The sequence below is a fragment of the Pseudoalteromonas sp. Cn5-37 genome, assembly GCF_021532495.1.
Classification (GTDB): Bacteria; Pseudomonadota; Gammaproteobacteria; order Enterobacterales; family Alteromonadaceae; genus Pseudoalteromonas; species Pseudoalteromonas simplex.
In genome coordinates, this window is the sequence record NZ_JAKGBA010000009.1 from 54,388 (window position 1) to 79,158 (window position 24,771).

The 24,771-nt window shown below is 42.0% G+C and carries 28 protein-coding genes; 21 read left to right on the forward strand and 7 right to left on the reverse strand.

Going from position 1 to position 24,771, the window contains the following annotated elements:
• Positions 1-2 precede the first annotated feature (2 nt).
• Complete coding sequence (locus tag L1266_RS12460; RefSeq protein WP_251603649.1) at positions 3-320, reverse strand: hypothetical protein; 318 nt, start codon at positions 318-320, stop codon at positions 3-5.
• A 175-nt stretch (positions 321-495) separates the two neighbouring features.
• Between L1266_RS12460 and L1266_RS12465 the strand changes: the two genes are divergently transcribed.
• Positions 496-942 (forward strand): tellurite resistance TerB family protein, encoded by a 447-nt coding sequence (locus tag L1266_RS12465; RefSeq protein ID WP_054554468.1) that lies wholly within the window; start codon positions 496-498, stop codon positions 940-942.
• Between the two features lie 23 nt (positions 943-965).
• Here L1266_RS12465 and L1266_RS12470 read toward each other — a convergent pair whose 3' ends face one another.
• The gene (locus L1266_RS12470) at positions 966-1,535 is read right to left on the reverse strand and encodes an NADPH-dependent FMN reductase (RefSeq protein WP_235377636.1); all 570 of its coding nucleotides are present in this window, start codon (positions 1,533-1,535) and stop codon (positions 966-968) included.
• A 115-nt stretch (positions 1,536-1,650) separates the two neighbouring features.
• Here L1266_RS12470 and L1266_RS12475 point away from each other — a divergent pair, with 115 nt between their 5' ends.
• The gene (locus tag L1266_RS12475; protein ID WP_235373263.1) at positions 1,651-2,544 is read left to right on the forward strand and encodes a LysR family transcriptional regulator; all 894 of its coding nucleotides are present in this window, start codon (positions 1,651-1,653) and stop codon (positions 2,542-2,544) included.
• Here L1266_RS12475 and norR read toward each other — a convergent pair.
• Positions 2,541-4,103 (reverse strand): nitric oxide reductase transcriptional regulator NorR, encoded by a 1,563-nt coding sequence (norR, locus tag L1266_RS12480; RefSeq protein WP_235377637.1) that lies wholly within the window; start codon positions 4,101-4,103, stop codon positions 2,541-2,543. The two genes, L1266_RS12475 and norR, sit on opposite strands and share 4 nt — an antisense overlap.
• A 156-nt stretch (positions 4,104-4,259) precedes the next feature.
• Between norR and L1266_RS12485 the strand changes: the two genes are divergently transcribed.
• Positions 4,260-5,492, forward strand: a complete 1,233-nt coding sequence (locus tag L1266_RS12485) for an NnrS family protein (protein WP_235377638.1) — start codon at positions 4,260-4,262, stop codon at positions 5,490-5,492.
• Between the two features lie 20 nt (positions 5,493-5,512).
• Positions 5,513-6,676 carry an NO-inducible flavohemoprotein gene (gene hmpA, locus L1266_RS12490; protein WP_235377639.1) on the forward strand — a complete coding sequence of 388 codons (1,164 nt, stop codon included), beginning with the start codon at positions 5,513-5,515 and terminating at the stop codon, positions 6,674-6,676.
• Between the two features lie 113 nt (positions 6,677-6,789).
• Here hmpA and L1266_RS12495 read toward each other — a convergent pair whose 3' ends face one another.
• Positions 6,790-7,443 carry an endonuclease gene (locus L1266_RS12495; RefSeq protein WP_166341147.1) on the reverse strand — a complete coding sequence of 218 codons (654 nt, stop codon included), beginning with the start codon at positions 7,441-7,443 and terminating at the stop codon, positions 6,790-6,792.
• A 116-nt stretch (positions 7,444-7,559) separates the two neighbouring features.
• Here L1266_RS12495 and L1266_RS12500 point away from each other — a divergent pair, with 116 nt between their 5' ends.
• Entirely contained in the window at positions 7,560-7,913 is a 354-nt protein-coding gene (locus L1266_RS12500) for a VOC family protein (RefSeq protein WP_054554461.1), read from the forward strand.
• On the opposite strand, the gene L1266_RS12505 is transcribed toward L1266_RS12500, so the two are convergent.
• Positions 7,888-8,613, reverse strand: coding sequence for a hypothetical protein (locus L1266_RS12505; RefSeq protein ID WP_166341145.1), 726 nt, complete (start codon positions 8,611-8,613; stop codon positions 7,888-7,890). The two genes, L1266_RS12500 and L1266_RS12505, sit on opposite strands and share 26 nt — an antisense overlap.
• Positions 8,614-8,771: 158 nt before the next feature.
• Here L1266_RS12505 and L1266_RS12510 point away from each other — a divergent pair, with 158 nt between their 5' ends.
• The gene (locus L1266_RS12510) at positions 8,772-9,152 is read left to right on the forward strand and encodes a hypothetical protein (RefSeq protein WP_054554459.1); all 381 of its coding nucleotides are present in this window, start codon (positions 8,772-8,774) and stop codon (positions 9,150-9,152) included.
• A gap of 7 nt (positions 9,153-9,159) precedes the next feature.
• Here the strand turns inward: L1266_RS12510 and L1266_RS12515 are convergent, their stop codons facing one another.
• Positions 9,160-9,597: a PaaI family thioesterase gene (locus L1266_RS12515; RefSeq protein ID WP_054554458.1), complete on the reverse strand. Its 438-nt coding sequence runs from the start codon at positions 9,595-9,597 to the stop codon at positions 9,160-9,162.
• 161 nt (positions 9,598-9,758) lie between these two features.
• Between L1266_RS12515 and lexA the strand changes: the two genes are divergently transcribed.
• The 5 genes from lexA (at position 9,759) to L1266_RS12540 (ending at position 14,994) form a co-directional block, all read left to right on the forward strand.
• Positions 9,759-10,376 (forward strand): transcriptional repressor LexA, encoded by a 618-nt coding sequence (lexA, locus tag L1266_RS12520; protein WP_054554457.1) that lies wholly within the window; start codon positions 9,759-9,761, stop codon positions 10,374-10,376.
• Between the two features lie 437 nt (positions 10,377-10,813).
• A complete protein-coding gene (gene coxB / locus L1266_RS12525) occupies positions 10,814-11,956 on the forward strand; it encodes a cytochrome c oxidase subunit II (RefSeq protein WP_138601005.1) in 1,143 nt (380 codons plus the stop codon).
• Entirely contained in the window at positions 11,956-13,551 is a 1,596-nt protein-coding gene (ctaD, locus tag L1266_RS12530; protein WP_054554455.1) for a cytochrome c oxidase subunit I, read from the forward strand. Before coxB ends, ctaD begins: the two co-directional genes overlap by 1 nt.
• Positions 13,551-14,081 carry a cytochrome c oxidase assembly protein gene (locus tag L1266_RS12535; RefSeq protein WP_054554454.1) on the forward strand — a complete coding sequence of 177 codons (531 nt, stop codon included), beginning with the start codon at positions 13,551-13,553 and terminating at the stop codon, positions 14,079-14,081. The genes ctaD and L1266_RS12535 overlap by 1 nt, the downstream gene beginning before the upstream one ends.
• Before the next feature lie 37 nt (positions 14,082-14,118).
• On the forward strand, positions 14,119-14,994 hold the full coding sequence (locus L1266_RS12540; protein WP_138601007.1) for a cytochrome c oxidase subunit 3: 876 nt from the start codon (positions 14,119-14,121) through the stop codon (positions 14,992-14,994).
• Here L1266_RS12540 and L1266_RS22415 read toward each other — a convergent pair.
• Positions 14,894-15,205 carry a DUF2909 domain-containing protein gene (locus tag L1266_RS22415; RefSeq protein ID WP_328260340.1) on the reverse strand — a complete coding sequence of 104 codons (312 nt, stop codon included), beginning with the start codon at positions 15,203-15,205 and terminating at the stop codon, positions 14,894-14,896. The genes L1266_RS12540 and L1266_RS22415 overlap by 101 nt on opposite strands.
• 14 nt (positions 15,206-15,219) lie before the next feature.
• On the opposite strand from L1266_RS22415, the gene L1266_RS12550 reads away from it, so the two are divergent.
• The 10 genes from L1266_RS12550 (at position 15,220) to L1266_RS12595 (ending at position 24,731) form a co-directional block, all read left to right on the forward strand.
• Positions 15,220-15,969: an SURF1 family protein gene (locus L1266_RS12550; protein ID WP_235377640.1), complete on the forward strand. Its 750-nt coding sequence runs from the start codon at positions 15,220-15,222 to the stop codon at positions 15,967-15,969.
• A complete protein-coding gene (locus L1266_RS12555) occupies positions 15,950-16,444 on the forward strand; it encodes a hypothetical protein (protein ID WP_054554451.1) in 495 nt (164 codons plus the stop codon). Before L1266_RS12550 ends, L1266_RS12555 begins: the two co-directional genes overlap by 20 nt.
• A 20-nt stretch (positions 16,445-16,464) precedes the next feature.
• Positions 16,465-17,454, forward strand: a complete 990-nt coding sequence (locus L1266_RS12560) for a COX15/CtaA family protein (RefSeq protein ID WP_054554450.1) — start codon at positions 16,465-16,467, stop codon at positions 17,452-17,454.
• Between the two features lie 9 nt (positions 17,455-17,463).
• The gene (gene cyoE / locus L1266_RS12565) at positions 17,464-18,372 is read left to right on the forward strand and encodes a heme o synthase (protein WP_054554449.1); all 909 of its coding nucleotides are present in this window, start codon (positions 17,464-17,466) and stop codon (positions 18,370-18,372) included.
• Positions 18,369-18,986 (forward strand): SCO family protein, encoded by a 618-nt coding sequence (locus L1266_RS12570; RefSeq protein WP_235377641.1) that lies wholly within the window; start codon positions 18,369-18,371, stop codon positions 18,984-18,986. The genes cyoE and L1266_RS12570 overlap by 4 nt, the downstream gene beginning before the upstream one ends.
• A 164-nt stretch (positions 18,987-19,150) precedes the next feature.
• Entirely contained in the window at positions 19,151-19,423 is a 273-nt protein-coding gene (locus L1266_RS12575; RefSeq protein ID WP_054554447.1) for an STAS domain-containing protein, read from the forward strand.
• 9 nt (positions 19,424-19,432) lie between these two features.
• The gene (locus L1266_RS12580; protein ID WP_054554446.1) at positions 19,433-19,795 is read left to right on the forward strand and encodes a response regulator; all 363 of its coding nucleotides are present in this window, start codon (positions 19,433-19,435) and stop codon (positions 19,793-19,795) included.
• A gap of 15 nt (positions 19,796-19,810) precedes the next feature.
• The gene (locus tag L1266_RS12585) at positions 19,811-21,892 is read left to right on the forward strand and encodes a chemotaxis protein CheA (RefSeq protein WP_187490150.1); all 2,082 of its coding nucleotides are present in this window, start codon (positions 19,811-19,813) and stop codon (positions 21,890-21,892) included.
• Entirely contained in the window at positions 21,889-22,374 is a 486-nt protein-coding gene (locus L1266_RS12590) for a chemotaxis protein CheW (RefSeq protein ID WP_054554444.1), read from the forward strand. The genes L1266_RS12585 and L1266_RS12590 overlap by 4 nt, the downstream gene beginning before the upstream one ends.
• A gap of 29 nt (positions 22,375-22,403) precedes the next feature.
• Positions 22,404-24,731: a methyl-accepting chemotaxis protein gene (locus L1266_RS12595; protein WP_138601015.1), complete on the forward strand. Its 2,328-nt coding sequence runs from the start codon at positions 22,404-22,406 to the stop codon at positions 24,729-24,731.
• Positions 24,732-24,771 lie beyond the last annotated feature (40 nt).

The following is a 24,771-nucleotide window of genomic DNA, read 5'->3' on the forward strand; positions in this document are numbered from 1 at the left end:
TACTATTTAGCTTCGTCTTCACACTGTAAAACAACCGTTAAAGGTGGCTGATAGGCGCGTGGTTTAGTTGGAAAACGTTCATACTCCTGCACCCCATCAGTCACTCTTAGCATAAAAGGTTTGTCTCTACATAAGCGACTTGCATGGCGCAGTAAGAATACGCTTTGATTGCGAAAGTGCTTGTAGTCGTCAGACTGAATTTCGAGGTGGTAGCGGCCGTCGGCCAATTTAGTTTGGTAGTAATGGACTTTTTCGTCGAAGTCATAGAGCTTTTCGGTTTCGCCTTTTGCTGCTTGTGCATTACTGCACCCCGCTAACATTAAAACGGCGCTAATTAATAGTGCTTGTGTACTTCTCAGTTCACTCATAAACACTTAACTCCATGTGATTAATACCTTGTTTCATCGTGATGTTGAACCTGAATTAGCATCCATAGTCAAACTAAGGTAACGTTACGTCTTACATGTAGTCTAACACCCAAAAAGGGAAAATGTGATGCTCAATAAAATAAAACAGCTGTTTTCAGCGCTGAATGATACCCAATCTAGCATTACTGAGCATGACCTAAAAACCGCCGTTGCTGCGTTATTGATTGAGGTTATGCGTGCAGATAATGAGTTACAAGATGATGAGCAACAGACCCTGAATGAGACCTTAAAGAAGTATTTCTCGCTTAACGAGGAAGAGGTTCAAGAGTTAGTTGCAAGTGCATCGCAAAGCCTAGATGATGCAATAGATTATTTTCAGTTTTCAAAGCAAATTAATGCCCAGTGCAGCGCCGAGCAGCGTATTGATATCATCGAGCTGTTGTGGCGTTTAGCCTACGCAGATGGCAATTTAGATAAGCATGAAGAAATGGTTATTCGCCGTGTCGCAAGTTTATTGTATGTAACCCATGAAGATTTTATCGCTGCTAAGTTAGCAGCGACAAAACTAAGTTAGTAGCGATAAAACTAGGCTAGCAATTATTTATTTAATTTGCTCGCTACGCTCACAAGTTGCTGGGCAAGGCTGGCAACTTTATCGGCTGTATCAGCATCGCTGATGCGGCCTTGCTCATCTAATTTGCTGTGGATAGCAGGCACTGCAAGTTGATCTGCAAGCACTAAACTACCAATACCCGATAAAATATCACGTACGTGATTTAAACCACGTAAGCCGCCTAAACCACCTGGTGAAGATGCATAAAGTGCTGTGACTTTATTACGAAATGCGGGTACTGCGCCTTGCTCTGTACGAGAAGCCCAATCGATTGCGTTTTTAAGTGGCGCTGTAATTGAGCCATTATATTCTGGGCTTGCTAATAAAATGCCATCAGCAGCGCGAAGCTTATCTTTTAATAATTGTGCGCCAGCAGGTGTACCTTGCGCTTCAATATCTTCGTCAAATAAAGGTAAGTCTAAATCACTTAATTTAATCACTTCTACTTCAGCACCACTTTCGAGGGCGAAGCGTGCAGCTTCATTAATCAGTTTTTGATTAAAGCTGTCTTTACGTAGGCTGCCTGCTAGGGCAATAATTTTTGGTGCTGTCATGATGGCTTCCTTTTTTAAGCTTCACTGTTGATATACTCACTGTAGCAAAAAACAGCTTGCAGAAAAGCCAAATAAACGCAAAACTTATGTGCGTATATGCACACAAGGAGCCGTTATGGCGATTCAATTTGATGATTGGCAAGATGTAAAAGTTGCTTATGAGGTGGCAAGGCTCGGTACGTTAACCGCTGCTGCTGAATCGTTAGGTGTTCATCACAGCACAGTGCTTAGAAGAATCAACAATTTAGAAGATAACCTTGATGCGCGGTTATTCCACCGTCATGCCCGTGGCTATACAGTGACAGAAATTGGCGCTAAGTTGTTTGCGACTGCAAAATCGATTAACGCTGAACTTGAAAAACTTCACAACGATATTATTGCCGCTGATAGCCAACTGCGAGGCAGTTTATTATTAACTACGGTCAGTGGTTTTATTGATGTGCTTAGTGATGTCTGCGAACAGTTTCAAAGCCTGCACCCGCAAGTGCAGCTCGAAGTTATTCTTGATCAAAACCGCTTACGTCTTGATCACGGTCAGGCACACATTGCCGTGCGAGCAGGTCCTCGGCCTGATGAAGGCGACTATATTGCCCAGCATTTAGCTGAACTTTCGTCAGGGTTTTATGCCTCTAAAAGTTATATTGAAAAGTATGGCATGCCAAAGAATATTGAGCAGTTGCAGCAGCATAGTTTTGTCTCTGGGGTGGCTGGCTATAACGGTAAAGTGCCTTATTTTGCATGGGTTGATCAACACATTGAACCTTCGCAAATTAAGCTACGGGTGTCTGAAACATCAGAAGCTACACGGGCGATTGTGAGGGGCTTAGGAATTGGTGGTTTACAGCATGAAGTGGCAAGCCAATACCCTGAACTGCTGCCAGTGCTTCCTAAAGAGCTAAACTGGCCAACGGATCTTTGGCTGGTAACGCATCACTTGGTGCATCGCACAGCCAAAGTCCAAGCATTTAGTCAGCTTTTAAAAGCCTATTTTAAAGATTTAAAAGCTTAAACAGACTTTTTAACGCTAATGCCTAGCCGTTTGGCTAGGCGCACAAGGTTGGCTCTATCAACACTTAAGCTACGTGCTGTGGCAGCCCAGTTTAGGTTATGTAGTTCAAGTTGTTGCATAATCAATTGATAACTAAAAGCGTCAGTTGCCTCTTTCAGCGATAAGCGAGTGGCTTTTTGTTCGTTAACTGCAATAGGGCTTGGTGCGGCAACGGCGGTTTTAGCAATATCACAATGTTCAGGCTCGATTGTGACAATGCTTTGTTGCCATTGCTGTTGTTTGGCTTTGAGTGCTGCGCGACTGATCACATGTTCAAGCTCTCTCACATTGCCTGGCCAATCATATTGACGCAGTAGTAATTGTGTATCGCTACTAAGCTTAAGTTGCTTAATTGCCAGTTTTTTAGATGTTTGCTCAATAAAAAAGCCTGCTAATAAAATAACATCGTTATCGCGCTCTTTTAGTGGTGCAACATGCAATGGGTAAACGCTTAATCGGTGATAAAGATCTGCACGAAAGCGCCCCGCAGCGACTTCTTGTTTTAAATCGCGATTGGTTGCTGCAATCACTCTGACATCAACATAACGGCTTTGATCTTCCCCCACCGTTTGTACTTCACCACTTTGTAATACACGCAATAACTTACTTTGCATGGCAAGCGGAAGTTCGCCGATTTCATCTAAAAATAGCGTGCCGCCATCGGCGAGTTGAAACTTACCCTGGCGAGCAGTATGTGCGCCAGTAAATGCGCCTTTACTGTGACCAAAAAATTCACTTTCGGCTAAGTTCTCTGGTAACGATGCGCAGTTTAAGTGGATCAACGGCATGTCACGGCGTTTTGAGTTTAAATGGATATTGCGCGCAACGAGTTCTTTACCGACGCCTGTATCACCTTGTATTAAAACGCTAAATTCTGAGGCAGCCACCAGCTGAATATCATTTTTAAGGGTCTGCATTGCTTGGCTATTACCAATAATTTCGACACCTTCTCGTGTTAGTGCCTCAAGGTTAAGCTGCTGCGCAACTTGATGGCTGTGCTGTGCGTGTTGCATAAAATGCTGCAAGGTTAGGGCATGCTCAACATAGCCTGCAGCTAGCTGTTTTAGTTGATTGAGCTCGTTCATTGCTAAAGCGTCAAAGGCATGTTCATCTAAACTATCAAAGGTCAAAACACCCAATAGTTCGTTGTTATCTTTGCTACTCAGCAGCGGCACGCCCATGCAGGCATGAACAGGAAAGTCGCCATGCTGGCTTTGTAATAAACCATCGTAGGGGTCGGGTAGGCCACAGTCTTTGGCAAATTTTAGCGGTTCACTGCCACGGCATATTTCAAATAAGCGCGGATGCTCCGCTATTTTAAAGCGTCTTCCTAACGTATCGTCCGACAACCCATGAAGGGCTACGGGCTTTAACACATCGCCTTGTTTCAATAATAAGGCAACTGCATCACATTCAAGCCAATCATTAATGCAACTCAACAGATAACTGAAATTATGATCAACACTGCTTGCTTTGGTAAGTGCTAGTGCAACATCAAGAAGGGATTTTTTGAGCATCATGTCAATTTGACCTGAATGTGTTTTATTGATGCTTTTAATGGTGTGTCATTTTGACTTATTTATCAAGTGTCCAAATTTAATGCATTGATATTTAATGGTTTTTATTTTTGGCTTGAACTGTGCAATAGCTGGGGAAATTAAACGCTGAGAGCACGAATGAAAGTCATTAATTTAACTGAACCTATGCCAACTAAGATCAAATTTTATCAACTCAGCCAGTGGCCGTTATGGGCATTAGCATTTCGGCCTTTTTTCTTGGCGGCAGGTGCCTTAGCTGTATTTGCTATGAGTTACTGGTTTTTAATCTTGGCGGGCTATGCACAGTGGCACCTAACAATGCCCGCAACGCTTTGGCATGCTCACGAAATGCTGTTTGGCTTTGCAGGCGTGGTTGCCATGGGCTTTTTGCTAACCGCCGCACAAACATGGACAGGTGTGGCGAGTGTAAGTGGTATTAAGCTTTGTTTGCTTAGCATGATTTGGCTTGCTGCAAGGTTTAGTTTTTTTATTGAGATTGCAGGGTTCGAGCAGCTAAACCTTTATATTGTTAGTGCGCTACAACTCGTTTGGTGGCTAGCTGGAATTATTATTCTAGCTGACATGCTGATACAGGCAAAAAGCAGCCATAACTACTTATTTGTTGTCATCGCATCTTTGCTCTGTGCGCTCAATGTGATTTTTTTGAGCTTAGTTGTACTTAATAAAATGTCGCTGGCACTGGGGGTTGTTGATACCGCTGTACTTATCATGACACTGCTAGTTGGTGTTGTGGCTGGGCGAGTTGTGCCATTTTTTACCGCGCGCGGCCTTAACCTAAGTGAACAAGTTAGAACCCCCAAGCTCGATAAATTAGTCGTATTTAGCTCATTTTTCGCCATTGCGTGGTTTTTTATGAGTCAGCTATTTTTTAGCGCAATGAGCACCGGTTGGGTTTTTGCTTGGCTTGCTTGTTTACATTCAGCCCGGTGTGTTTTGTGGTGGCATAAAGGCATTCTAAAAGTGCCTTTGCTATGGTCATTACATGTGGCTTATTGGGCTTTATCGGTTGGTTTAATACTCGTCGCGCTGAGCTATTTCATCCCAATTATCTTATTCAAAGATGCGCTTCATCTGATCACTGTTGGCACCATAGGTGTGATGATCATCGCCATGATGGTACGTGTCTCTCATGGTCACACTGGGCGCGCATTACAAGCCCCTGCGTACATTAGTTTGGCATTTGTACTCATTTTGATAGCTGCCATTGTACGTTCGTTACTTCCCGTTTATTTAGGTCATCACCTTGCATGGCAGTTAAGTGCGTTGCTGTGGGTTGCTGGCTTTAGCTTATTTTTATTTCATTGTGCGCCCATCTTAGTGAATCGTCGTGTTGATGGTCGCCGCGGTTAATCTCTCCAATAGGAAAAACTATGTTATCTGAAAAAACGATCCAGATTGTTAAAAGTACTTTGCCGTTGCTTGCACAAGCAGGCCCTCAAGTGACTGAGTATTTTTATGATCGTATGTTTAGCTACAACCCAGAGCTTAAAAATATTTTTAATATGACGCATCAGCAATCGGGCTCTCAGCAATTTGCGCTATTTAATGCCTTAGCTGCCTACGCGGCAAATATTGATAACTTGGCAGTGTTAAAAGGTGCGCTTGCGCGCATTAATCATAAACACACCAGTTACCATATTTTGCCAGAGCATTATCCTATTGTTGGTGGACATCTGATTGCGACTTTAAAAGAGTTATTGCCAGAACAATTTACTCCTGAGGTCGAGTATGCATGGCGTGAAGCCTATTCATTATTAGCGGATGTATGTATCAATGAGGAGATGTCGCTATATCAAAAAACCAAAAAGGCAGCGGGAGGTTGGTTTGGTACTCGTACTTTCACAATTACAGAAAAACGTATGGAGTCATCGCAAATTTGCAGTTTCATATTAACGCCTGCCGATGCAAAGCCTGTTGTGGCGTATTTACCGGGCCAATATTTAGGAATTAAAGTAACGCCAGCAAACAGTGATTTAACGCAAGTTAGGCAATACTCTTTATCGCAGCAAAGTAATGGCCACAGTTACCGAATTAGCGTGAAAGAAGAAGGCTTGGTATCTAACTACCTACACAGCTTAACTGAGGGGGATGAGGTAGAAATTTACCCACCTGCAGGCGACTTTGTGCTTCGCGAAATCGACTCGCCTGTTGTATTGATTTCTGCGGGTGTTGGTCAAACCCCAATGATGGCGATGCTAGAAACACTATTAAGTAATCAACCTAACCAGTCAATCCATTACCTGCATGCTTGCGACAGTGAGACGCAGTTTGCCTTTAAAGAGTATTTATTTAAGCAACAGCAAGCGCACGCTTCATTACATTGTGTTACCTGGTTTAAAGATGGCAAGGGGGGCGATTTTGCGGGCTTAATGGATGTAAACCACATCGCTGAAAGCTTACCAATAAGCAAAGGTGACTTTTACCTGTGTGGCCCAATCGCATTTATGGCAATGATAAAAGAGCAACTACTAAGTATTGGGGTTGCAAGTGAACGCATTCACTACGAGGTGTTTGGCCCTCACCAAAGCCTATGATGTAAAAGGCGCAGCTTGAGCTGCGCCTTTTTGTTAGTTAACTTCGCACTCTAGATTAGGAAGTGAAATACGGAGCTCTTTTTGTACTTTAGAAGCCCATAAAAATTTCACTATTAGAGTAACTTACGATTGCTCATTTCAGCTATTTCAAGCTTTTGCCACGATTCAAATAGCTTGCGTTGTTTGTCTGATATTTTTAAGCCATAGGTTTTTTGCATATAAAAATAGGTATCGGCTATTTGCTTTCTTGCATAAATGGGTGGCTCAAATACGCGCTGCTTAAAGTCGATTTTTACAGGGCATGCTCCGTAACTTGCACTTGATGTTGACACCATGCCGTAGCGAAAGTTTGAACGGTCAGCATTGATCTCGCCTATAGCAGGGGCAAGGTTATTTATATCGGCTTCCATTTGACGGAATTTCGCACTGACCTTTTTACAGTTTTTACGACCGCCATCTTGCCAGCATTGTAATTGATGACCAAACTCCCAGGCAGGCACAATATGCTCCCACTCTATTCTTTTTGCGCGGGCATTCTCTTTTCCTGAGCGGGTGACAGGGTTTCTAGGAATATAACCACACGCATCAGGATCTGGCACAAGTTTTTTACCTTGGCGCTTTATGTCGCAACCACAATATAAGCTTTTACTGTTGCTTGGTAGATTCTTAATTAAATGCTTTTTGGCACTGTAAAAGCTCGAAAATTCTTTAGCGGATATAGGGAAAGTGAAAATAAAACACAGGGCTAAGTATAGAAATAAACGCATATCCATCACATCAGTGAACTACAGGAAGCGCTATTTTAGAGCGACTATTCTAAAAATGAAAAGTTTTTCAACTCAGCTATAGTTGTTAGGCCGTTTTAATTAAAGGAATTACAACTATGTTATTAGGTGCCTTCTCAGTGAGTTTAAATGTCAAAGATATTCGTGCTTCAAAGCAGTTTTATGAAAAGCTAGGTTTCAACGAGTTTGCTGGGGAGATAGAACAGCATTGGCTAATTATGAAAAACGGTGAACATTTAATTGGTTTGTTTCAAGGTATGTTCGACAAAACCATGCTGACCTTTAACCCAGGGTGGGATCAAAATGCTGAAGCTTTGGATGAATTTGCAACCTTTGAGCAATTAGCTGCACAATTTCAGCAACAAGGATTAGAAATACAAAAGGCCGGTGACGCGAGTTTTATTATCACCGACCCAGATGGCAATCCTATTTTGATTGACCAACACGTGTAGCTGGCTTTTTACGTTTAATTCGAACGTTTTGTAGTAACAAGAGAACTCCTGTAATACAAAATAGTACGCTGGTGGCCGAGAAGCTGATGAGTAGTGGATTGTTAAAGTTCTCACGCTCATCATAATCCATAATGTGTAGCATCCAGAAAAAGTCGAAAACCCGCCACAGGGTGCTGCGCACAGTAATAAGGTTACCGGTTTGGCTATCTAAATATAAGGTTGTTGTTAACCAATCATCGAAGCTAACTTGCCAAACATTGGCTTTGCGGCCGACCTCTCTTGGCCCTTTTGTTAATAACTGCGCTTGCGTTATTTTTGCGTCAATAAGCAGGTGAGCTTGCGCATTTTCAATGATTTGCGCTTTACTCGGTGCAGGCATTTTAGCACCTGTTCTGCCATCAAAAGTAAACGTACCGCTAGAGGATGTAACTTCTATAATCGGGGTATTTAAAAAATGGCTATATTTAATACCTTCGATTTGCTCAAATTGCGCTGTTATTTTATCAATTGAAGCAGGGTAGTCCGACAATAAAAATGGGCTACTTAAACTGCGATTAGCCAGATGCTTACCATGCACTTTTTCAAGTGGTAATGAGCTCATCACAAGCCCACCTAAAAGCCAAAAAAAGATCTGTAAAGCAAGTAAATAACCAAGCCATTTATGCCCTTTACGAGCATACTTAAACAGGCGTTTATTCATAATTACCCCGTTATTATTGTTATGTGGGCGCTATTTTAGGTTGTTTAGCTAGATTGCCAATGCGGCATAATGTCGCATTAACTGTATTCTAGATTTGGTATATATACAAAACTGAGTTAAAGTTTCAGTCGATATCAATAGAGGGTAAAAACGAGAGTATGTCGGAAATTCAATTTTTAAATGTAGATCTGGAGCTTGAATCAAAGCACGATATTAGTGCGCTTGTTGCTGATTTGAAGAAAAACGCCATGGTTTTACATTATGACCAAGATGAATACCGCCAACTAGCACGTATTGAAGCAACCGCAGATATCAGCTCTCCAGATAAAGCCATTAACCAGCTTTGCGAGCTTATTGAGTCATGCTCGCGCAATGCATTAAAACAGTGGTTATCGTGCTCAAAGCGTACATTTGATATAGGCTTTGAATCAGGTAATTCGCCTAAATGCTTTAACCAACCCCTGCATGCCGATACCTTGTTACGTATCTCTGCAATTGGCGCAGGGATTGAAATTACTATTTATCCTGTCGAAAAATAGCCAGAATTTATCGCTCTACAACAGCTGCGGTCATTCTTGATACGCAGCAAAGCTCTCCTGCGGCATTGGTAATTTTAATATCCCAAACAGATGTTCGCTTACCTAAATGCAGCGGTCTTGCTGTTGCTGTTAACGTTCCTTTGCGTGACGCTTTCATGTGGTTGGCATTAATTTCTTGGCCAACAGCATAGAACTTATTGAAATCAACCACGAAATTGGCTGCATAGCTTGCCACTGTCTCTGCTAATACAACGTTTGCTCCGCCATGAACCATACCCATAGGGTTATGATGCTCAGGAATAGCAGGCATAGTTGCCATTAAATAATCATCACCAATTTCAGTCACCTCAATGCCCATAGTTTTCATTAAAGTGCCTTGACCGGTGATCCCTTGTTCTAGCTCTTTGCAAAGCTCTAACGTGATTGGGTGGTGCCAAATACTCATTGTGTTTCCTTAGCCTGCTAATTAAAGCTAATACCTTATGGCATCTTTCGGTGTGGTTCAATGTTAGTTTTGTAGCAATATGATGGGGTTAATTTAAATTTGCGATTTTCAAATAACTGTATATACTCACAGTTAAATGTACTGTATGGAAAACCAGTTGTATGCGCCCATTAACTAAACGCCAATCGCAAATTTTAGAACTAATTAAAGTCTTTATTAAAGATACAGGCATGCCACCTACGCGTGCTGAAATAGCTCAAACATTAGGTTTTAAAAGTGCCAACGCTGCTGAAGAACACCTAAAAGCACTGGCTAAAAAAGGCATGATCAAAATGAAGCCTGGGGCGAGTCGCGGTATTCAGTTAATTGAAGAAGATGAGCCAGAGCAACTAGGCTTACCTTTAATTGGCCGTGTTGCAGCTGGTGAACCTATTTTGGCGCAAGAGCATGTTGAAAGTCACTGCCAAGTTGATCCTTCATTATTTAAACCTGCAGCCGATTTCTTACTGCGTGTAAATGGTATGAGTATGAAAGACATTGGTATTATGGATGGCGATTTGCTTGCAGTACACAGAACACAAGTTGCTGAAAACGGGCAAGTAGTTGTAGCTCGAGTCGATGAAGATGTAACAGTTAAGCGTCTAGAAAAAGCGGGTCGCAAAGTACTTTTACACGCTGAGAACGAAGAGTTTTCGCCTATTGAGGTTGACCTTGAGCATGAGTCGTTCAACATCGAGGGGTTAGCGGTAGGTGTTATTCGTAACGCTGACTGGATGTAAACGTTCCCAATTTGGTGCATCAAATTGACTCAATTTGGTGCGCCACTGAAATTTTACTACTTACTTAGGATTTGTGAATCCTTACTCTTCATTTAAAGCCTTATATGGCGCAGTTTTCCTCTCTTTTTACATTTCGTTCTTACTCCTAAACATTAAATAACGCGCTGATTATAGTTGTTATTTCTGCACCAAAATAAACATTTATTATCATTAAAACTTGCTTATTGGTCATTTTTTAACTAATTGGTTAATACACTGTATTAACACCTAATTAATAAAAAGACACAAAAATGTGCGAGGTGTTAGTCAAGGGGTCGGTATCATAAGTGGGTCAAAATGATACGTAGTCGCTCTGAACAATAAGAAAAACGAATGGGCACCTTGTTGTATCGCCTTTTCGCTTTGCGTCTTGCAATAGCATCTAAAGGAGCCGTCACATGGGTAAACTGCGTTACGCCTTGTGGCTTATATTGTTTGCACTTCCTGAGCTTGCATTGGCAAATAGCCAATACAATATGCGTAAAGGGGTGACCGATATAAGTAATAATGTTTATGAGTTACACATGACGATATTTATTATCTGCTGTGTAATCGGCATCATCGTATTTGCGGTGATGTTTTGGGCTTTAATACACCACCGTAAATCCAAAGGGGCCAAGCCTGCCCAATTTCATGAAAGTACAAAAGTTGAAATACTTTGGACTGCCATTCCATTTGTCATCTTAATCGCCATGGCTGTGCCTGCCACAAAAACCTTAATTGCCATGGAAGATGCCTCTAAAGCCGATATCACCATTAAAGTGACGGGCTCACAATGGAAGTGGCATTACGAGTACATGGGTGAAGACATTGCCTATTACTCGATTCTATCTACTCCTAAAGATCAAATAGACAACCAAGCAGAGAAAACTGAACATTATTTGCTTGAAGTAGATAAACCGCTAGTACTTCCTATCAATAAAAAAGTTCGCTTTTTAATGACTTCAGACGATGTAATTCATTCATGGTGGGTGCCTGATTTTGCGGTTAAAAAGGATGCAAATCCTGGGTTTATCAATGAAGCGTGGACACGTATTAACGAGCCAGGCGTGTACCGTGGCCAATGTGCTGAGTTATGCGGTAAAGATCATGGCTTTATGCCTGTAGTGGTGAAAGCTTTACCTGAAGATGAGTTTGCTAATTGGCTTGCAGATGCTAAGCAAGAAAAAGCCAATGCGGCCGCAGCAGATGCTGCTTTGCTTGATCAAACATTACCGAAAGAAGAGCTTATGACCTTGGGTGAGCAAGTCTACATGGCTAGTTGTGCTGCATGCCACCAACCTACCGGTATGGGCCTACCTGGCGTATTTCCAGCACTTAAAGGCAGCCCGATTGTATTAGGTGATGTAAAAGATCACATAGATATTGTGTTACACGGTAAGCCTGGCACAGCAATGCAAGCGTTTGATAAACAGCTTTCAATCAAGCAACTTGCTGCGGTTATTACTTATAAGCGAAATGCGTGGGGTAATGACACCGGCGATGTTATCCAACCGAGTCAAATTCAAGCCGCGATTGATGCAGCAGCGGAGGCGAACTAATGAGTAACGTTATTAACGAGCAAGCAACTGGGCATGCGCATCACGACCATCATCACCCTGCTAAAGGTTTTAAGCGTTGGCTTTACACCACCAATCATAAAGACATCGGGAGTTTATACCTGATTTTTTCACTCACCATGTTTTTAATTGGCGGAGCAATGGCAATGGTGATCCGCGCTGAACTGTTTCAGCCTGGATTACAGTTAGTCGATCCGCACTTTTTTAATCAAATGACTACCGTACATGGCTTGATCATGGTGTTTGGTGCCGTTATGCCCGCGTTCACTGGGCTTGCAAACTGGATGGTACCTATGATGATAGGCGCACCGGATATGGCCTTACCACGTATGAATAACTGGAGCTTTTGGATATTGCCTTTCGCATTTTTAATCCTCTTAGCTTCGTTACTCATGCCGGGTGGCGGTCCTGCGTTTGGCTGGACTTTCTACGCACCACTATCAACAACTTACAGTAACGACAACACCGCACTGTTTGTATTTGCTGTACATATCATGGGTATCAGCTCAATTATGGGGGCGATTAACGTTATCGTGACCATCGTCAACCTAAGAGCGCCGGGTATGACGTGGATGAAGCTACCGCTATTTGTTTGGACATGGTTAATCACTGCATTTTTGTTAATTGCTGTTATGCCTGTTTTAGCAGGGGCGGTCACTATGGTGTTGACCGATAAATACTTTGCAACCAGCTTTTTTGATGCAGCCGGTGGGGGCGACCCTGTGATGTTCCAGCACATTTTCTGGTTCTTCGGTCACCCTGAAGTGTACATCATGATTTTACCAGCCTTTGGCATTATATCGACTATCGTACCTACCTTCTCGCGCAAAAAGCTATTTGGCTACGCGTCTATGGTGTATGCAACTTCATCGATTGCGCTGCTAAGTTTTATCGTTTGGGCACACCATATGTTTACCACTGGGATGCCTGTGGCAGGCGAGTTGTTTTTCATGTACGCGACCATGCTCATTTCGGTGCCAACGGGCGTTAAAGTGTTTAACTGGGTGGCCACCATGTGGCGCGGTTCAATTAGCTTCGAAATTCCGATGATGTTTGCCATCGCCTTTATTGTGTTATTCACCTTAGGTGGTTTCTCTGGCTTGATGCTTGCGATTACACCGGCAGATTTTCAATATCATGATACCTATTTTGTGGTGGCACACTTCCATTATGTGCTTGTGACAGGAGCTGTGTTCTCAATTATGGCGGGGGCCTACTACTGGTTACCGAAATGGACCGGCAACATGTATAACGAAACGCTGGCGAAATGGCATTTTTGGTTATCGCTAATCAGTGTCAACGTGTTGTTCTTCCCTATGCACTTTGTTGGCCTTGCCGGTATGCCGCGTCGTATTCCTGACTATGCACTGCAATTCGCTGACTTTAACGCCATTATCAGTATTGGTGGTTTTGCATTTGGCTTATCGCAACTGTTGTTTGTGTTGGTGGTATTTAAATGTGCCAGAGGGGGCGAAAAAGCGCCTGCCAAAGTATGGGATGGAGCTGAAGGTTTAGAGTGGGAAGTCGATTCTCCAGCACCTTATCATACCTTTGAAACACCGCCGGAGATTAAGTAATGAACCATGCACCTTTGCTAAAAAAACTGCTGATTACATGCTTGCTCATGTTTGCTTTTGCTTTTGCAATGGTGCCGCTTTACGACGTGTTTTGCGACGTTACAGGGTTGAATGGTAAGCCATCATTAGAAAAAGCGAGCGCGAGTGAATCAATAAATACACAGCGTCAAGTTGATGTCAGCTTTACCACTCACGCTCAAAGCGGAGCGCCATTTAAGGTGCAGTCTGAGCAATACAGTGTGGCAGTACAACCTGGTGCCATGCGTGAAGTTAAATTCTCAGCGAAAAACACCAGTAATGAAGACAAAGTCATGCAAGCAATTCCATCAGTATCACCGGGTAAAGCGGCAAAGTACTTACATAAAATCGCCTGTTTTTGCTTTGATCAGCAGCCAATGAAAGCCGGTGAAGAAATGGAGTTTACCTTGTTGTTTTATGTTGATACTGAGTTACCCGACGATGTTGAGGAACTGACGTTGTCGTATACCGTGTTTGATATTAGCGGGCATGTTGTGGCTAAAAACGATTAAAAGCCGCCAAGCTAATTGCTAATTGGGAGCAAACAAAATGAATCAAAATTATGAAAAATACTATGTTCCAGCCGAGAGTCCTTGGCCAATAGTTGGCGCCATCGCGATGTTTTTAATTGCTGTTGGTGCTGGTTTAACAGTGATGCAAGTAAGTGGTGAGAGCAGTAGTGGCCAGTATGTGTTGTATCTAGGCATTGCCATATTAATCTATATGGTTTTTAGCTGGTTTAAAAACGTTATTGAAGAGTCTCATAAAGGGCTTTATTCAGCGCAAATGGATCGTTCATTCAAACAAGGTATGGGCTGGTTTATCTTCTCTGAAGTTATGTTCTTTATGGCATTTTTTGGCGCACTATTTTACGCCCGTATGATTTCGGTGCCTTGGCTTGGTGGCGCAAGTAATAATGCTATGACCAATGAAGTACTCTGGCCAACCTTTGAAGCCGTATGGCCGCTATTAACTACGCCAGCGGGCGAGACCACACAAGCTATGGGCTGGCAAGGTCTACCATTGATCAACACGCTTATTCTACTTACCTCATCGGTCACAATTCACTTTGCCCATGTTGCTATTGAAAACAATAAGCGCGGCGCCCTGAAGGTGTTTTTATCTTTAACCGTGCTATTAGGTGTGATTTTCCTTGGCTTACAAGTTTATGAGTATATGCATGCTTATCAAGATCTAGGTTTGACCTTAGATGCGGGCGTTTATGGGAATACCTTTTTCTTGTTAACGGGCTTTCACGGTATGCACGTGACACTTGGAACCATTATTTTATTTGTAGTGCTACTAAGAATTTTTAAAGGCCACTTCACGAGTGAAAAGCATTTTGCCTTTCAAGCGGCTGCTTGGTATTGGCACTTTGTTGATGTGGTGTGGTTGTGTTTATTTGTATTTGTTTACGTGCTGTAGCTTTGTGAAGCGGCGACGGGTTGGTGTGAATAAAGCCCAATTTCATTGCGGCAATGATGAGCACCAGCACAATACCTGAAAACAGCACTCGACGACCTAAGTAATGCGACATGGGTTTCGAGTGCTCTTTTGCTGACATCATCACAAACAGCGCTCTAAACAGGTTGAACAGAATATAAAGTAATAACAAAACAATAATGATTTTAATCATATTAGGTATTCCAAATGCAGTTAATTTTATGGCGCAAACAAAAGCTTAGCTCAATTATCGCAATTTGCGTTGTGATACTTGCAGTGCTTATTTGTTTACGACTCAGCGTTTGGCAATACCAGCGAGGCGAGCAAAAACAGCAGCAACTAAGCCAGTTAGCCGTTTCGAAAGAGCAAGGAGTTTTGAATTGGCAAGAGCTGCAAAATTTACCTAAAGAGCTGAACAAAACGGGCTTGCAAGTCAAAGTCTCTGGCGAGGTAAATAAACAACAGTACTGGCTTCTTGATAATCAAATTTATCAGGGGCAAGTGGGCTATGACTTACTAGTAGCGATGACAATTACCGGTGAAACCGCGCCTTTAATCGTTAACTTTGGTTGGCTAAAAGCTCCAACAAACCGTAGCCAGTTGCCAACCGTTGTGTGGCCAGAATCAACAAGCTTTACGGCTACTGTGCAATTGAAACAAGGCAACTTACAAGGCTTCACACTTGCCGATGAGATTGGTGCAGAGCAAGGCTGGCCTAAGCGTATTCAAGGCATCGACTTAGCAATTTTTAGTGCTCAATTAGCAAAGCCCTTACAAGACTTTATTGGTTATCGCAATGAAGCAGATGGTATTGCAACCCCGCATTACCAGAGTGTCGTGATGGGGCCAGATAAACATTACGCCTATGCCGTGCAGTGGTTATTAATCGGCTTAGCGTGTGTTGTTATTGCTTATTTTGCGATGAGAAGGAGAGGTTATGAAAATAAACCCGCTTAGTTTATTCGTTTTATGCTGTTTTGTGCCGTTGGCACTTGCATATGCAGCATTAAAGCTTGAGTGGTTACCGAGTGGTTCGAGTAATCATGGTGAGCTTTTAAGTGAAGAAGTGAAGCTAGTTGATTGGCAACAAGGCGAACCTAAACAATGGACTATTGCGCTTAATTATCCAAAAGAGTGCACTGATGTTTGTGCAAGCCAATTAGCCAGTCTAGATAACCTATATGTCGCTTTAGGTAAAAATCAGCAAAAAGTGGATGTGGCGGTACTGACAAATCAACAGCAGGTATCGGCAAATTGGCGTCAATTAGCAGTAAGTCCTGCACTCAAAGCGGGAGACCTATATTTAGTTGATCACATGGGCTTAGTGGTTTTGCATTACCCCTACACGGCTGAGCCAGAACAAAACAGACTGATTCAAAAAGGCTTACTTAAAGACTTAAAGAAACTACTTAACTATGCGCGTTCAAGTTAAACCTCATTAAGGGGATAAAGATGTATAAAAATTATAAATATTTAGTCTTAATTACCGTTTTCTTCTCAATCTTAGTTGTTGGGCTTGGTGCTTATACACGGCTGAGTGATGCTGGGCTTGGCTGTCCTGACTGGCCTGGGTGCTATGGATTTTTAACCGTGCCAAAACATGAAACTGCTCTGTTACATGTTGAGCAAAACTACCCTGATATGATGTTTGAGGCTGCAAAAGCATGGAAAGAAATGATCCACCGCTATTTTGCCGGTGCCCTTGGCCTATTAATTTTAGCTTTGTTTGTTTTTGCATTTTTAAAACGTCAATATCCAAATATGCCGGTTAAGCTGCCATTAGCACTATTATTACTGGTGGTATTCCAAGCCGTATTGGGCATGTGGACTGTCACTATGAACCTACAACCTTTAGTTGTAATGGGGCATTTGCTCGGCGGTTTTAGTATTTTGTCGTTGCTGTTTTTATTGTATCTACGTTTAAAGACCGAACCTGTTGCTAGCAGTGATAGCGGCGCAAAGCCATATTACCGGTTAGCGCTGGTGGGCTTGGTGGTGCTTATACTGCAAATTGCATTGGGTGGCTGGCTTGCGGCGAATTATGCAGCTCCACATTGCAATGGCTTACCGCTGTGTAGCTACGGACAACCGTTTTCTTTGAAGAGCGTTTTTCAATTACCGCTCGAGCACAGTACCTATGAATATGGTGTGCTATCGCAGCAAGCGCGTATGTCTATTCATTTGCTGCATCGTATTTGGGCGCTGGTTACTTGTGTAGTGTTAGCGCTGATCATGTGGCGCATATATTCACGCTGTTACTCACGAAAAATTAAGCACTGTACCGTCACTGTATTAATCGCTTTGTTGTGCCAAATCTGTTTAGGTCTAGCTGTTGTGCACTGGCACTTTCCATTAAGTGTTGCGCTTGCGCACAACCTAATGGCCGCATTGTTACTGCTTAGCATGGTAAGACTATGCTTCCACTTAAAAATAAGAACCTAGGAGGCTGTGATGGCATTATTACTAAGCTCAGAAAAATCATTATTTATTCAAAGCTCAGAGTTACTTAAAGATTACTTAGCTATCAGTAAATTTAAAGTGGTTGCCATGCTTGTACTCACAGCATGGGTTGGTCTGGCATTAGCTCCTGATGTTGGGCGAGGAGTATTTGTGCAACTAGCAAGCTTGCTAGGCATTGGTTTGCTGTCGGCCGCAGCTGCTGTGATCAATCATGTTGTTGATAGTGAAATCGACAGTAAAATGGCACGTACGCGCCATCGCCCTGTGGCAAAAGGTCGACTCAGTAAACAGCACGCTTTGAGCTTTGCTGGAGTGATTGGCGTAATAGGTTTTATGATGCTTGTGATTTGGGCGAATACACTTACAGCCATTCTTACTTTGTTTGCGCTTGTTGGCTATGCCTTTATTTACACTTCATTTTTAAAGCGTGCCACACCGCAAAATATTGTTATTGGTGGTTTGGCTGGAGCTATGCCACCGCTGTTAGGATGGGTATCTGAAACTGGCCATATGGCTGCTGCACCATGGTTATTGGTGATGATTATATTTACCTGGACCCCACCACATTTTTGGGCATTAGCGATTGCACGTAAAAGTGATTACGAGCGGGCAAAAATTCCGATGCTGCCAGTTACTCACGGTATTGAATTTTGTAAAACATGTGTAGTGGCTTACAGCATTTTACTCGCGTTAGTGTGTGTACTCCCTTACTTAATTGGTATGTCAGGGCTAATTTATTTGCTTGGGGCGAGCATACTAAATGCTGTTTTCATTTATAAGGCGCTGAAGCTGAAAATAGCACCTAAAGATGATACGGCAATGGACTTATTTCGTTTTTCAATTGTGCATTTAATGCTACTCTTTATTGTCTTATTTATTGATAAATGGTTAGTTTTATGACGCGAATAGTCGCTTTATTATTTATGGGCTTGGTGTTATTTATTGCTGGATGTGAAAAAAATAATAGCGTCCCTGAGGTGGAAGCGCTGGTTTATGAGCAAGCGAAACCGATTAGTCCTTTTTTATTAACTGATCAACATGGTGCGCCTGCAGATAACAGCCAATTTATGGATCATTGGAATTTGGTCTTTCTAGGTTACACCAGTTGCCCAGATATTTGTCCAATGACACTAGCAAAACTAACCGCGATTCAAAAACAGTTAAGTCAAGATTACAAAGTACAAGTATGGTTTGTTGCTGTTGATCCAAAGCGTGACACAACTGAAAAGCGTAAAGCTTATATTGATTACTTTAATCCTAACTTTCTTGCTGTTTCAGGTCCGCATAAACAACTTTTTCCATTTATAAGAGAGTTAGGCTTAATTTACGCAATTAACGATAGCGATCAGCAAGAATACGCAGTTGATCATAGTGCATCAGTTGTTTTAGTTGATCCTACAGGCTCTGTTAGAGCTATTTTTAAACCACAATTTAAGCAAGGTAATGTGCCATTAGTAGATGCTAGCAAGTTAACGGAGGAGTTTAAGTTAATAGCAGACTATTATGCAGAATAAAGCATTTGCCTTGCGATATTAGCTAACAATAGTAAATACATTTTTTGCCATAACTCGCTAAGCTACTAAAAAAATTTACTATTTTTTAAAGCAATTTATGGCAATTTCGTTTAGTCAGTCTAAGCTTTTATTATGAATTGTTTTAAGCAGGGAAGATTCAAATAATGTTAAAGCTCCCTATTGAATTAGCCATTACTCAGGTCGAAACACTCCATCAAGATTTGCTACAAGAATTGTCTGCGAATGACGATATTTGTCTTGATATTAGTGAAGTGACACGAGCTGATACGGCGTCAATTCAGCTTTTATGTGCGCTGCAAAAACATTTGCTTTCAGTACAACACAAAATCATATGGGTTGGTGAAAGCAAGCCTTTGCAACAAGCAATTACTAGTTTGGGTTTAAGCCATTATCTTGTGCTTGAAAATGCCAATTAAGAGGTTTTTATGAAGAGAATTCTAGCTGTCGATGATTCTGCATCAATGCGCCAAATGGTCAGCTTTACACTAAAAAAAGCAGGCTTCGATGTAACAGAAGCAAAAGATGGTAGCGAAGCACTAAATATCGCTAAGCAACAAGGTTTTGATGCGGTTATTTCTGATGTGAATATGCCTGTCATGGATGGCATTACTCTTATTCGCGAGCTGCGTAGCTTACCTAATTATAAATTTACACCACTACTAATGCTGACTACAGAGTCAGGGCTTGATAAAAAAACAGAAGGTAAAGCTGCTGGAGCAACAGGGTGGATTGTTAAACCATTTAATCCTGAGCAATTGTTAGCGGTATTGAAAAAAGTGATTCGCTAATAATAGGAGCGGGGCATGAGTATAGATCTAAGCCAATTTTTTGAGGTTTTCTTTGAAGAAAGCTTCGAAGGTCTTGATGCAATGGAAGCCGAGTTATTGAACTTGGTGCCAGGCGAAGAAGACTTGGAAACGATAAATACAATTTTCCGTGCTGCACACTCAATAAAAGGAGGCAGTGGTACCTTTGGTTTCAGCGCCGTTGCTGACTTTACTCATGTACTTGAGACTTTGTTAGATCAAATCCGTGAAGGCTCTCGTACCTTAACCGCAGAACACGTTAATCTACTTCTCAAGTCGGTTGATTGCTTAAGAGCGTTGTTAAGAACATTACAAGCGGAGCAGCAGCCAGACTTAACAGAGGCTGATGAGTTACGGGTTAAATTTGAAGAAATTCTGGGCATGCGCTCTAAGAGCAAAGTTGTTCAGCAGCAGGCAGTTAGTAACGAAACTAACATAAAAAATACCTTTCAAATTGACTTCAAACCCCATCATCATTTATTTAAAACTGGCAATGAACCACTGTACATGATCAGTGAACTTGCTGAGTTGGGTGAGCTAGAAACACAAGCCTTTCAAGATGATGTCCCCGATATTACTAACCTTGCCCCCGAAGACTGTTTCTTATCATGGCGTTTTTTCTTAACCACAGACAAAGAGCAAAGTTGCATAGAAGAAATTTTTGAGTGGGTTGAGGATGACGCTGACATTGCTATCACATTGTGCGGTGGCTTGTTTGGTGATGAAGAAATTACAACGACTGAAACGGCTACAGCAGTTGTCGAACCAAAGAAAGAAGCCGAGCCTATTCCAGTTAAACCAACTACTGATACGAAAAAACCAGTACCCGTTAAAGCGACCACAGCCAATGCAGAGTCAACCTCAATCAGGGTTGGTATCGACAAAGTTGATTCATTGATCAACATGGTGGGTGAGTTAGTTATTACTCAAGCGATGTTAAGCCAGTTAGGTGAGCAAGAAATCACCGAAGCAACCATCGCCTCGTTACAAGAGGGCTTAGCGCAACTGGCACATAATACTCGTGACTTACAAGAAAATGTCATGCGTATTCGCATGTTACCAATAAGCTTTGTATTTAGTCGCTTCCCTCGGTTAGTTCGTGATATCTCGCAAAAGTTGGATAAACAAGTTGAGCTTAAATTGCTTGGTGAACAAACAGAACTAGATAAAACGGTGATGGAGAAGCTTTCTGATCCTATGGTGCATCTAGTGAGAAATTCCTTAGATCATGGCTTAGAGACAGTTGATAAGCGTGTTGCTGCGGGCAAAGACCCTGTTGGCACTGTTACGCTTAATGCATTTCATCAAGGCGGTAATATTGTTATCGAAATTATGGATGATGGTCAGGGGCTCAACACGCAAAAGATCAGAGAAAAGGCGATAAAAAATGGCTTGATCTCTGAAAGTGAGGATTTAAACGATAACGAAATTAATGAGCTTATCTTTTTACCTGGCTTTTCGACAGCGGATCAAGTGAGTGACTTATCTGGCCGCGGTGTTGGTATGGACGTGGTTAGGCGTAATATCGAAGCGCTCAGTGGCTCGGTTGAGGTGGCTTCAGCGCCAGGTGTCGGTTCAACCTTCACCATCCGGTTACCTCTTACTCTAGCTATTTTGGATGGTCAATTGGTTAAAGTTGCCCAGCATACATACATTATTCCACTCATTTCTATTATTGAGTCACTACAAATTGATATCAGCAAAGTCAGTCGCGTCGGTAAAGATTTAGATGTACTTCGTTTGAGAGATGAGTACATCCCAATTTTAAGGCTTTACAATATTTTTAATCACAAAGGTGCGATAGAAACGCTTGATAGAACTTTGTTGGTTGTTGTTGAGAGCGATAATCAAAAAGTTGGTTTGTTGGTTGATGATTTATTATCACAGCAACAAGTGGTTATTAAAAGTTTAGAGGCGAATTATCAAAAAGTTGATGGTGTATCAGGAGCGACAATTTTAGGAGATGGCAGAGTATCTTTAATTATAGATATCAGCGGCTTAATTAAATTGTCAGGCTTAAGGAAGCCAGGAAGCCAAGAGTTAATTATTGAATCAAAAGCTAATTTGGAGGCGTCATGATTGTTGAGCACGATGACCTACAAAGTAAGCTGAATATCGGGCAAGACGAAGATATTAAACAGTTTTTAACCTTTTTCATGGCTGATGAAGAGTACGGTGTAGATATTCTTACGGTACAGGAAATTCGTAGTTGGGAAGAAATTACTGAAATTCCAAACTCACCTGACTTTGTTAAAGGCGTTATAAATTTGCGCGGCACTATAGTTCCTATTATTGATTTACGGCTGCGCTTTGGCTTGCCCGCTGTCACTTATGGACCGTTAACTGTCGTTATTGTACTGAAAGTTAAACTAGAGAGCACATGTAAAATTATGGGTATCGTGGTTGATGCCGTGTCGGATGTCTATAGCATTGCAGAGCATGAAGCGAAAGCGGTGCCGCACTTGTCTGACTCAGACAACACTCAATTTGTTGCGGGTTTAGTCAATGTGGGTGAAAAGATGGTCGCGTTACTAGACCTACAAAAAACAATGGACATTTAATTGGGTAGATTAACAAGAAGGTGAAGGGTATGGGATGGTTTAGTAGTCCTAAAAACGTTGAGTCAAATAATGATTTAGTTGTTGCAGCACTGAACAAATCGCTGGCAGTTATTGAGTTCGAACCAAGTGGAAACATAATCACTGCGAATGCTAATTTTTTGAATGCCATGGGTTACCGACTTGAAGAAATTCAAGGGCAACATCACGCAATTTTTGTTGATGACCAAGAAACTCAAAGTCCTGAATACCAACAGTTCTGGCAGCGCTTGCGCACAGGTGAATTTATGTCAGATGAATTCAAGCGGTTTGCCAAAAATGGTAAAGAAATTTGGATTCAAGCTACCTATAACCCAATTATTGATAGTAATGGCAATGTCGTTAAAGTTATTAAGTTTGCCAGTGATATTACAGCGCAAAAAGAGCTAGAAAAAAAATCTAAGCGTGATGCAGATCTGTCAAACGCGCTTCGGGTCTGCCAAGCCAATGTGATGATTGCTAATAATGACCTAGAAATTATTTTTGTTAACGACCAAGTACAAAAAATGCTTAAGTTTCGTGAAGAAGCTTTAAAAGAGGTGCTGCCAAACTTCTCGGTTGATAGCTTAGTTGGCACCTGTGTTGATGACTTTCATAAGCAACCATCTCATCAGCGTGAAGTACTAAGAACCTTGACCGAGCCTTTTAAAACAACGCTTAAAATTGCGGATTTAATATTTAGTTTAATAGCAACGCCGTGGCTCAGTGTATCTGGAAGTCGTCTAGGAACAATTGTTGAATGGCAAGATATCACTGATAGCGTGGCAAAAGCGGAAGCTGAAAAACGTGAAGCAGAAGAGAATCTTCGTGTTCGACGCGCGTTAGACCGTGTGGCAACCAATACCATGATTGCAGATGCCGGCAATAATATTATTTACATGAACGAAGCTGTTTTAAATATGATGAAAGCAGCTGAAAGTGATTTACGTAAAGACTTACCTAATTTCAACAGTAGTAACCTCATTGGTCAAAATATTGATGTGTTCCATAAAAACCCAGCACATCAGCGCAATATGCTGGCGAAGCTGAGTAGCACATATAGCACTGAAATATATGTTGGTGGTCGAACATTTGGATTAGTTGCAAACCCTATCTTTACGCCAGAAAACGAACGAATTGGTACGGTTGTAGAGTGGGAAGATAGAACAGCTGAAGTGGCGATTGAAAAAGAAATTGCAGGCCTTGTTGCTGCTGCCGGGAATGGTGATTTAGAAGCGCGTGTTGAAGAAGCGGGCAAACAAGGATTCTTCTTACGTCTAGCGCAGGGCTTGAATAGCCTAGTTAGTATCGTCGATGATGCAGTAAAAGACACGGGCAATATGCTTGATGCCATGGCAAATGGTGATTTATCAAAACGAATAGAACAAGAGTACCAAGGTTCATTCGATAAGTTAAAACGTGATGCAAATGCCACAGCTGATAAGCTTACTGAAGTGATTAATCGCATTAATACCTCTGCAACGCTCGTTGCCAGTGGTGCAGAAGAAATTTCGCAAGGTAATGCAGATTTAAGTCAACGGACTGAAGAGCAAGCTTCATCACTTGAAGAAACAGCATCAAGCATGGAAGAAATGACCAGTACGGTTCGTCAAAATGCTGATAATGCAAAAGAAGTGAATGAACTTGCGGAAGAAACGCGTACAAAAGCGCAAAAAGGTGGTGAAGTTGTCAATCGCGCCGTAACCAGCATGTCGGCAATTAATGAATCGAGTAAGAAAATTGCTGACATCATTAGTGTGATTGATGAAATAGCTTTCCAAACAAACCTACTTGCGTTGAATGCTGCAGTCGAAGCTGCACGAGCAGGTGAGCAAGGCCGAGGTTTCGCTGTTGTTGCTGGTGAGGTCCGTAACTTAGCACAGCGTTCAGCCGCCGCAGCAAAAGAAATCAAAGAATTAATCCGAGACAGTGTTGGCAAAGTTGAAGATGGTACATTACTTGTTAATGAATCAGGTTCAACATTGCAAGAAATAGTAACAGCAGTACAAAGAGTTACGGCAATGATCTCTGATATAGCCCAAGCATCAGAAGAGCAAAGCTCTGGCATTGAGCAAGTTAATAAAGCCATCGCTCAAATGGATGAAATGACTCAACAAAATGCAGCTTTAGTTGAAGAAGCATCAGCTGCGGGCGAATCAATGGCTGAACAAGCAAATGATATGCGCCGCTTGTTAAACTTCTTCTCGTTATCAAATAACGAAGTTGATATTTCAAACAGCGCTAGTTCAGCGCCTGCAGCTAAACAGCCAAGCTCACCAGTGCGCTCGGCACCAAAAGGCAACAATTTTGTTGATCCCAGTGACGAGTGGGAAGAGTTTTAAACTCTTCCCGACTTTATTCTAATAAGTTAATTGCACCGAC

What these genes read in the sequence shown, in the direction of transcription:
- L1266_RS12475 (WP_235373263.1), top strand. Translation starts at nt 1,651, where the DNA reads ATGGCGATTCAATTTGATGATTGGCAAGATGTAAAAGTTGCTTATGAG.
- L1266_RS12580 (WP_054554446.1), top strand. Translation starts at nt 19,433, where the DNA reads ATGAAGAGAATTCTAGCTGTCGATGATTCTGCATCAATGCGCCAAATG.
- L1266_RS12535 (WP_054554454.1), top strand. Translation starts at nt 13,551, where the DNA reads ATGAACCATGCACCTTTGCTAAAAAAACTGCTGATTACATGCTTGCTC.
- L1266_RS12485 (WP_235377638.1), top strand. Translation starts at nt 4,260, where the DNA reads ATGAAAGTCATTAATTTAACTGAACCTATGCCAACTAAGATCAAATTT.
- L1266_RS12495 (WP_166341147.1), bottom strand. Translation starts at nt 7,443, where the DNA reads ATGCGTTTATTTCTATACTTAGCCCTGTGTTTTATTTTCACTTTCCCT.
- L1266_RS12515 (WP_054554458.1), bottom strand. Translation starts at nt 9,597, where the DNA reads ATGAGTATTTGGCACCACCCAATCACGTTAGAGCTTTGCAAAGAGCTA.
- L1266_RS12590 (WP_054554444.1), top strand. Translation starts at nt 21,889, where the DNA reads ATGATTGTTGAGCACGATGACCTACAAAGTAAGCTGAATATCGGGCAA.
- norR (WP_235377637.1), bottom strand. Translation starts at nt 4,103, where the DNA reads ATGATGCTCAAAAAATCCCTTCTTGATGTTGCACTAGCACTTACCAAA.
- cyoE (WP_054554449.1), top strand. Translation starts at nt 17,464, where the DNA reads ATGGCATTATTACTAAGCTCAGAAAAATCATTATTTATTCAAAGCTCA.
- L1266_RS12575 (WP_054554447.1), top strand. Translation starts at nt 19,151, where the DNA reads ATGTTAAAGCTCCCTATTGAATTAGCCATTACTCAGGTCGAAACACTC.
- L1266_RS12595 (WP_138601015.1), top strand. Translation starts at nt 22,404, where the DNA reads ATGGGATGGTTTAGTAGTCCTAAAAACGTTGAGTCAAATAATGATTTA.
- L1266_RS12540 (WP_138601007.1), top strand. Translation starts at nt 14,119, where the DNA reads ATGAATCAAAATTATGAAAAATACTATGTTCCAGCCGAGAGTCCTTGG.
- lexA (WP_054554457.1), top strand. Translation starts at nt 9,759, where the DNA reads ATGCGCCCATTAACTAAACGCCAATCGCAAATTTTAGAACTAATTAAA.
- L1266_RS12560 (WP_054554450.1), top strand. Translation starts at nt 16,465, where the DNA reads ATGTATAAAAATTATAAATATTTAGTCTTAATTACCGTTTTCTTCTCA.
- L1266_RS12465 (WP_054554468.1), top strand. Translation starts at nt 496, where the DNA reads ATGCTCAATAAAATAAAACAGCTGTTTTCAGCGCTGAATGATACCCAA.
- coxB (WP_138601005.1), top strand. Translation starts at nt 10,814, where the DNA reads ATGGGTAAACTGCGTTACGCCTTGTGGCTTATATTGTTTGCACTTCCT.
- L1266_RS12555 (WP_054554451.1), top strand. Translation starts at nt 15,950, where the DNA reads ATGAAAATAAACCCGCTTAGTTTATTCGTTTTATGCTGTTTTGTGCCG.
- ctaD (WP_054554455.1), top strand. Translation starts at nt 11,956, where the DNA reads ATGAGTAACGTTATTAACGAGCAAGCAACTGGGCATGCGCATCACGAC.
- L1266_RS12460 (WP_251603649.1), bottom strand. Translation starts at nt 320, where the DNA reads ATGTTAGCGGGGTGCAGTAATGCACAAGCAGCAAAAGGCGAAACCGAA.
- L1266_RS12505 (WP_166341145.1), bottom strand. Translation starts at nt 8,613, where the DNA reads ATGAATAAACGCCTGTTTAAGTATGCTCGTAAAGGGCATAAATGGCTT.
- L1266_RS12550 (WP_235377640.1), top strand. Translation starts at nt 15,220, where the DNA reads ATGCAGTTAATTTTATGGCGCAAACAAAAGCTTAGCTCAATTATCGCA.
- L1266_RS12510 (WP_054554459.1), top strand. Translation starts at nt 8,772, where the DNA reads ATGTCGGAAATTCAATTTTTAAATGTAGATCTGGAGCTTGAATCAAAG.
- L1266_RS12585 (WP_187490150.1), top strand. Translation starts at nt 19,811, where the DNA reads ATGAGTATAGATCTAAGCCAATTTTTTGAGGTTTTCTTTGAAGAAAGC.
- L1266_RS22415 (WP_328260340.1), bottom strand. Translation starts at nt 15,205, where the DNA reads ATGATTAAAATCATTATTGTTTTGTTATTACTTTATATTCTGTTCAAC.
- hmpA (WP_235377639.1), top strand. Translation starts at nt 5,513, where the DNA reads ATGTTATCTGAAAAAACGATCCAGATTGTTAAAAGTACTTTGCCGTTG.
- L1266_RS12500 (WP_054554461.1), top strand. Translation starts at nt 7,560, where the DNA reads ATGTTATTAGGTGCCTTCTCAGTGAGTTTAAATGTCAAAGATATTCGT.
- L1266_RS12470 (WP_235377636.1), bottom strand. Translation starts at nt 1,535, where the DNA reads ATGACAGCACCAAAAATTATTGCCCTAGCAGGCAGCCTACGTAAAGAC.
- L1266_RS12570 (WP_235377641.1), top strand. Translation starts at nt 18,369, where the DNA reads ATGACGCGAATAGTCGCTTTATTATTTATGGGCTTGGTGTTATTTATT.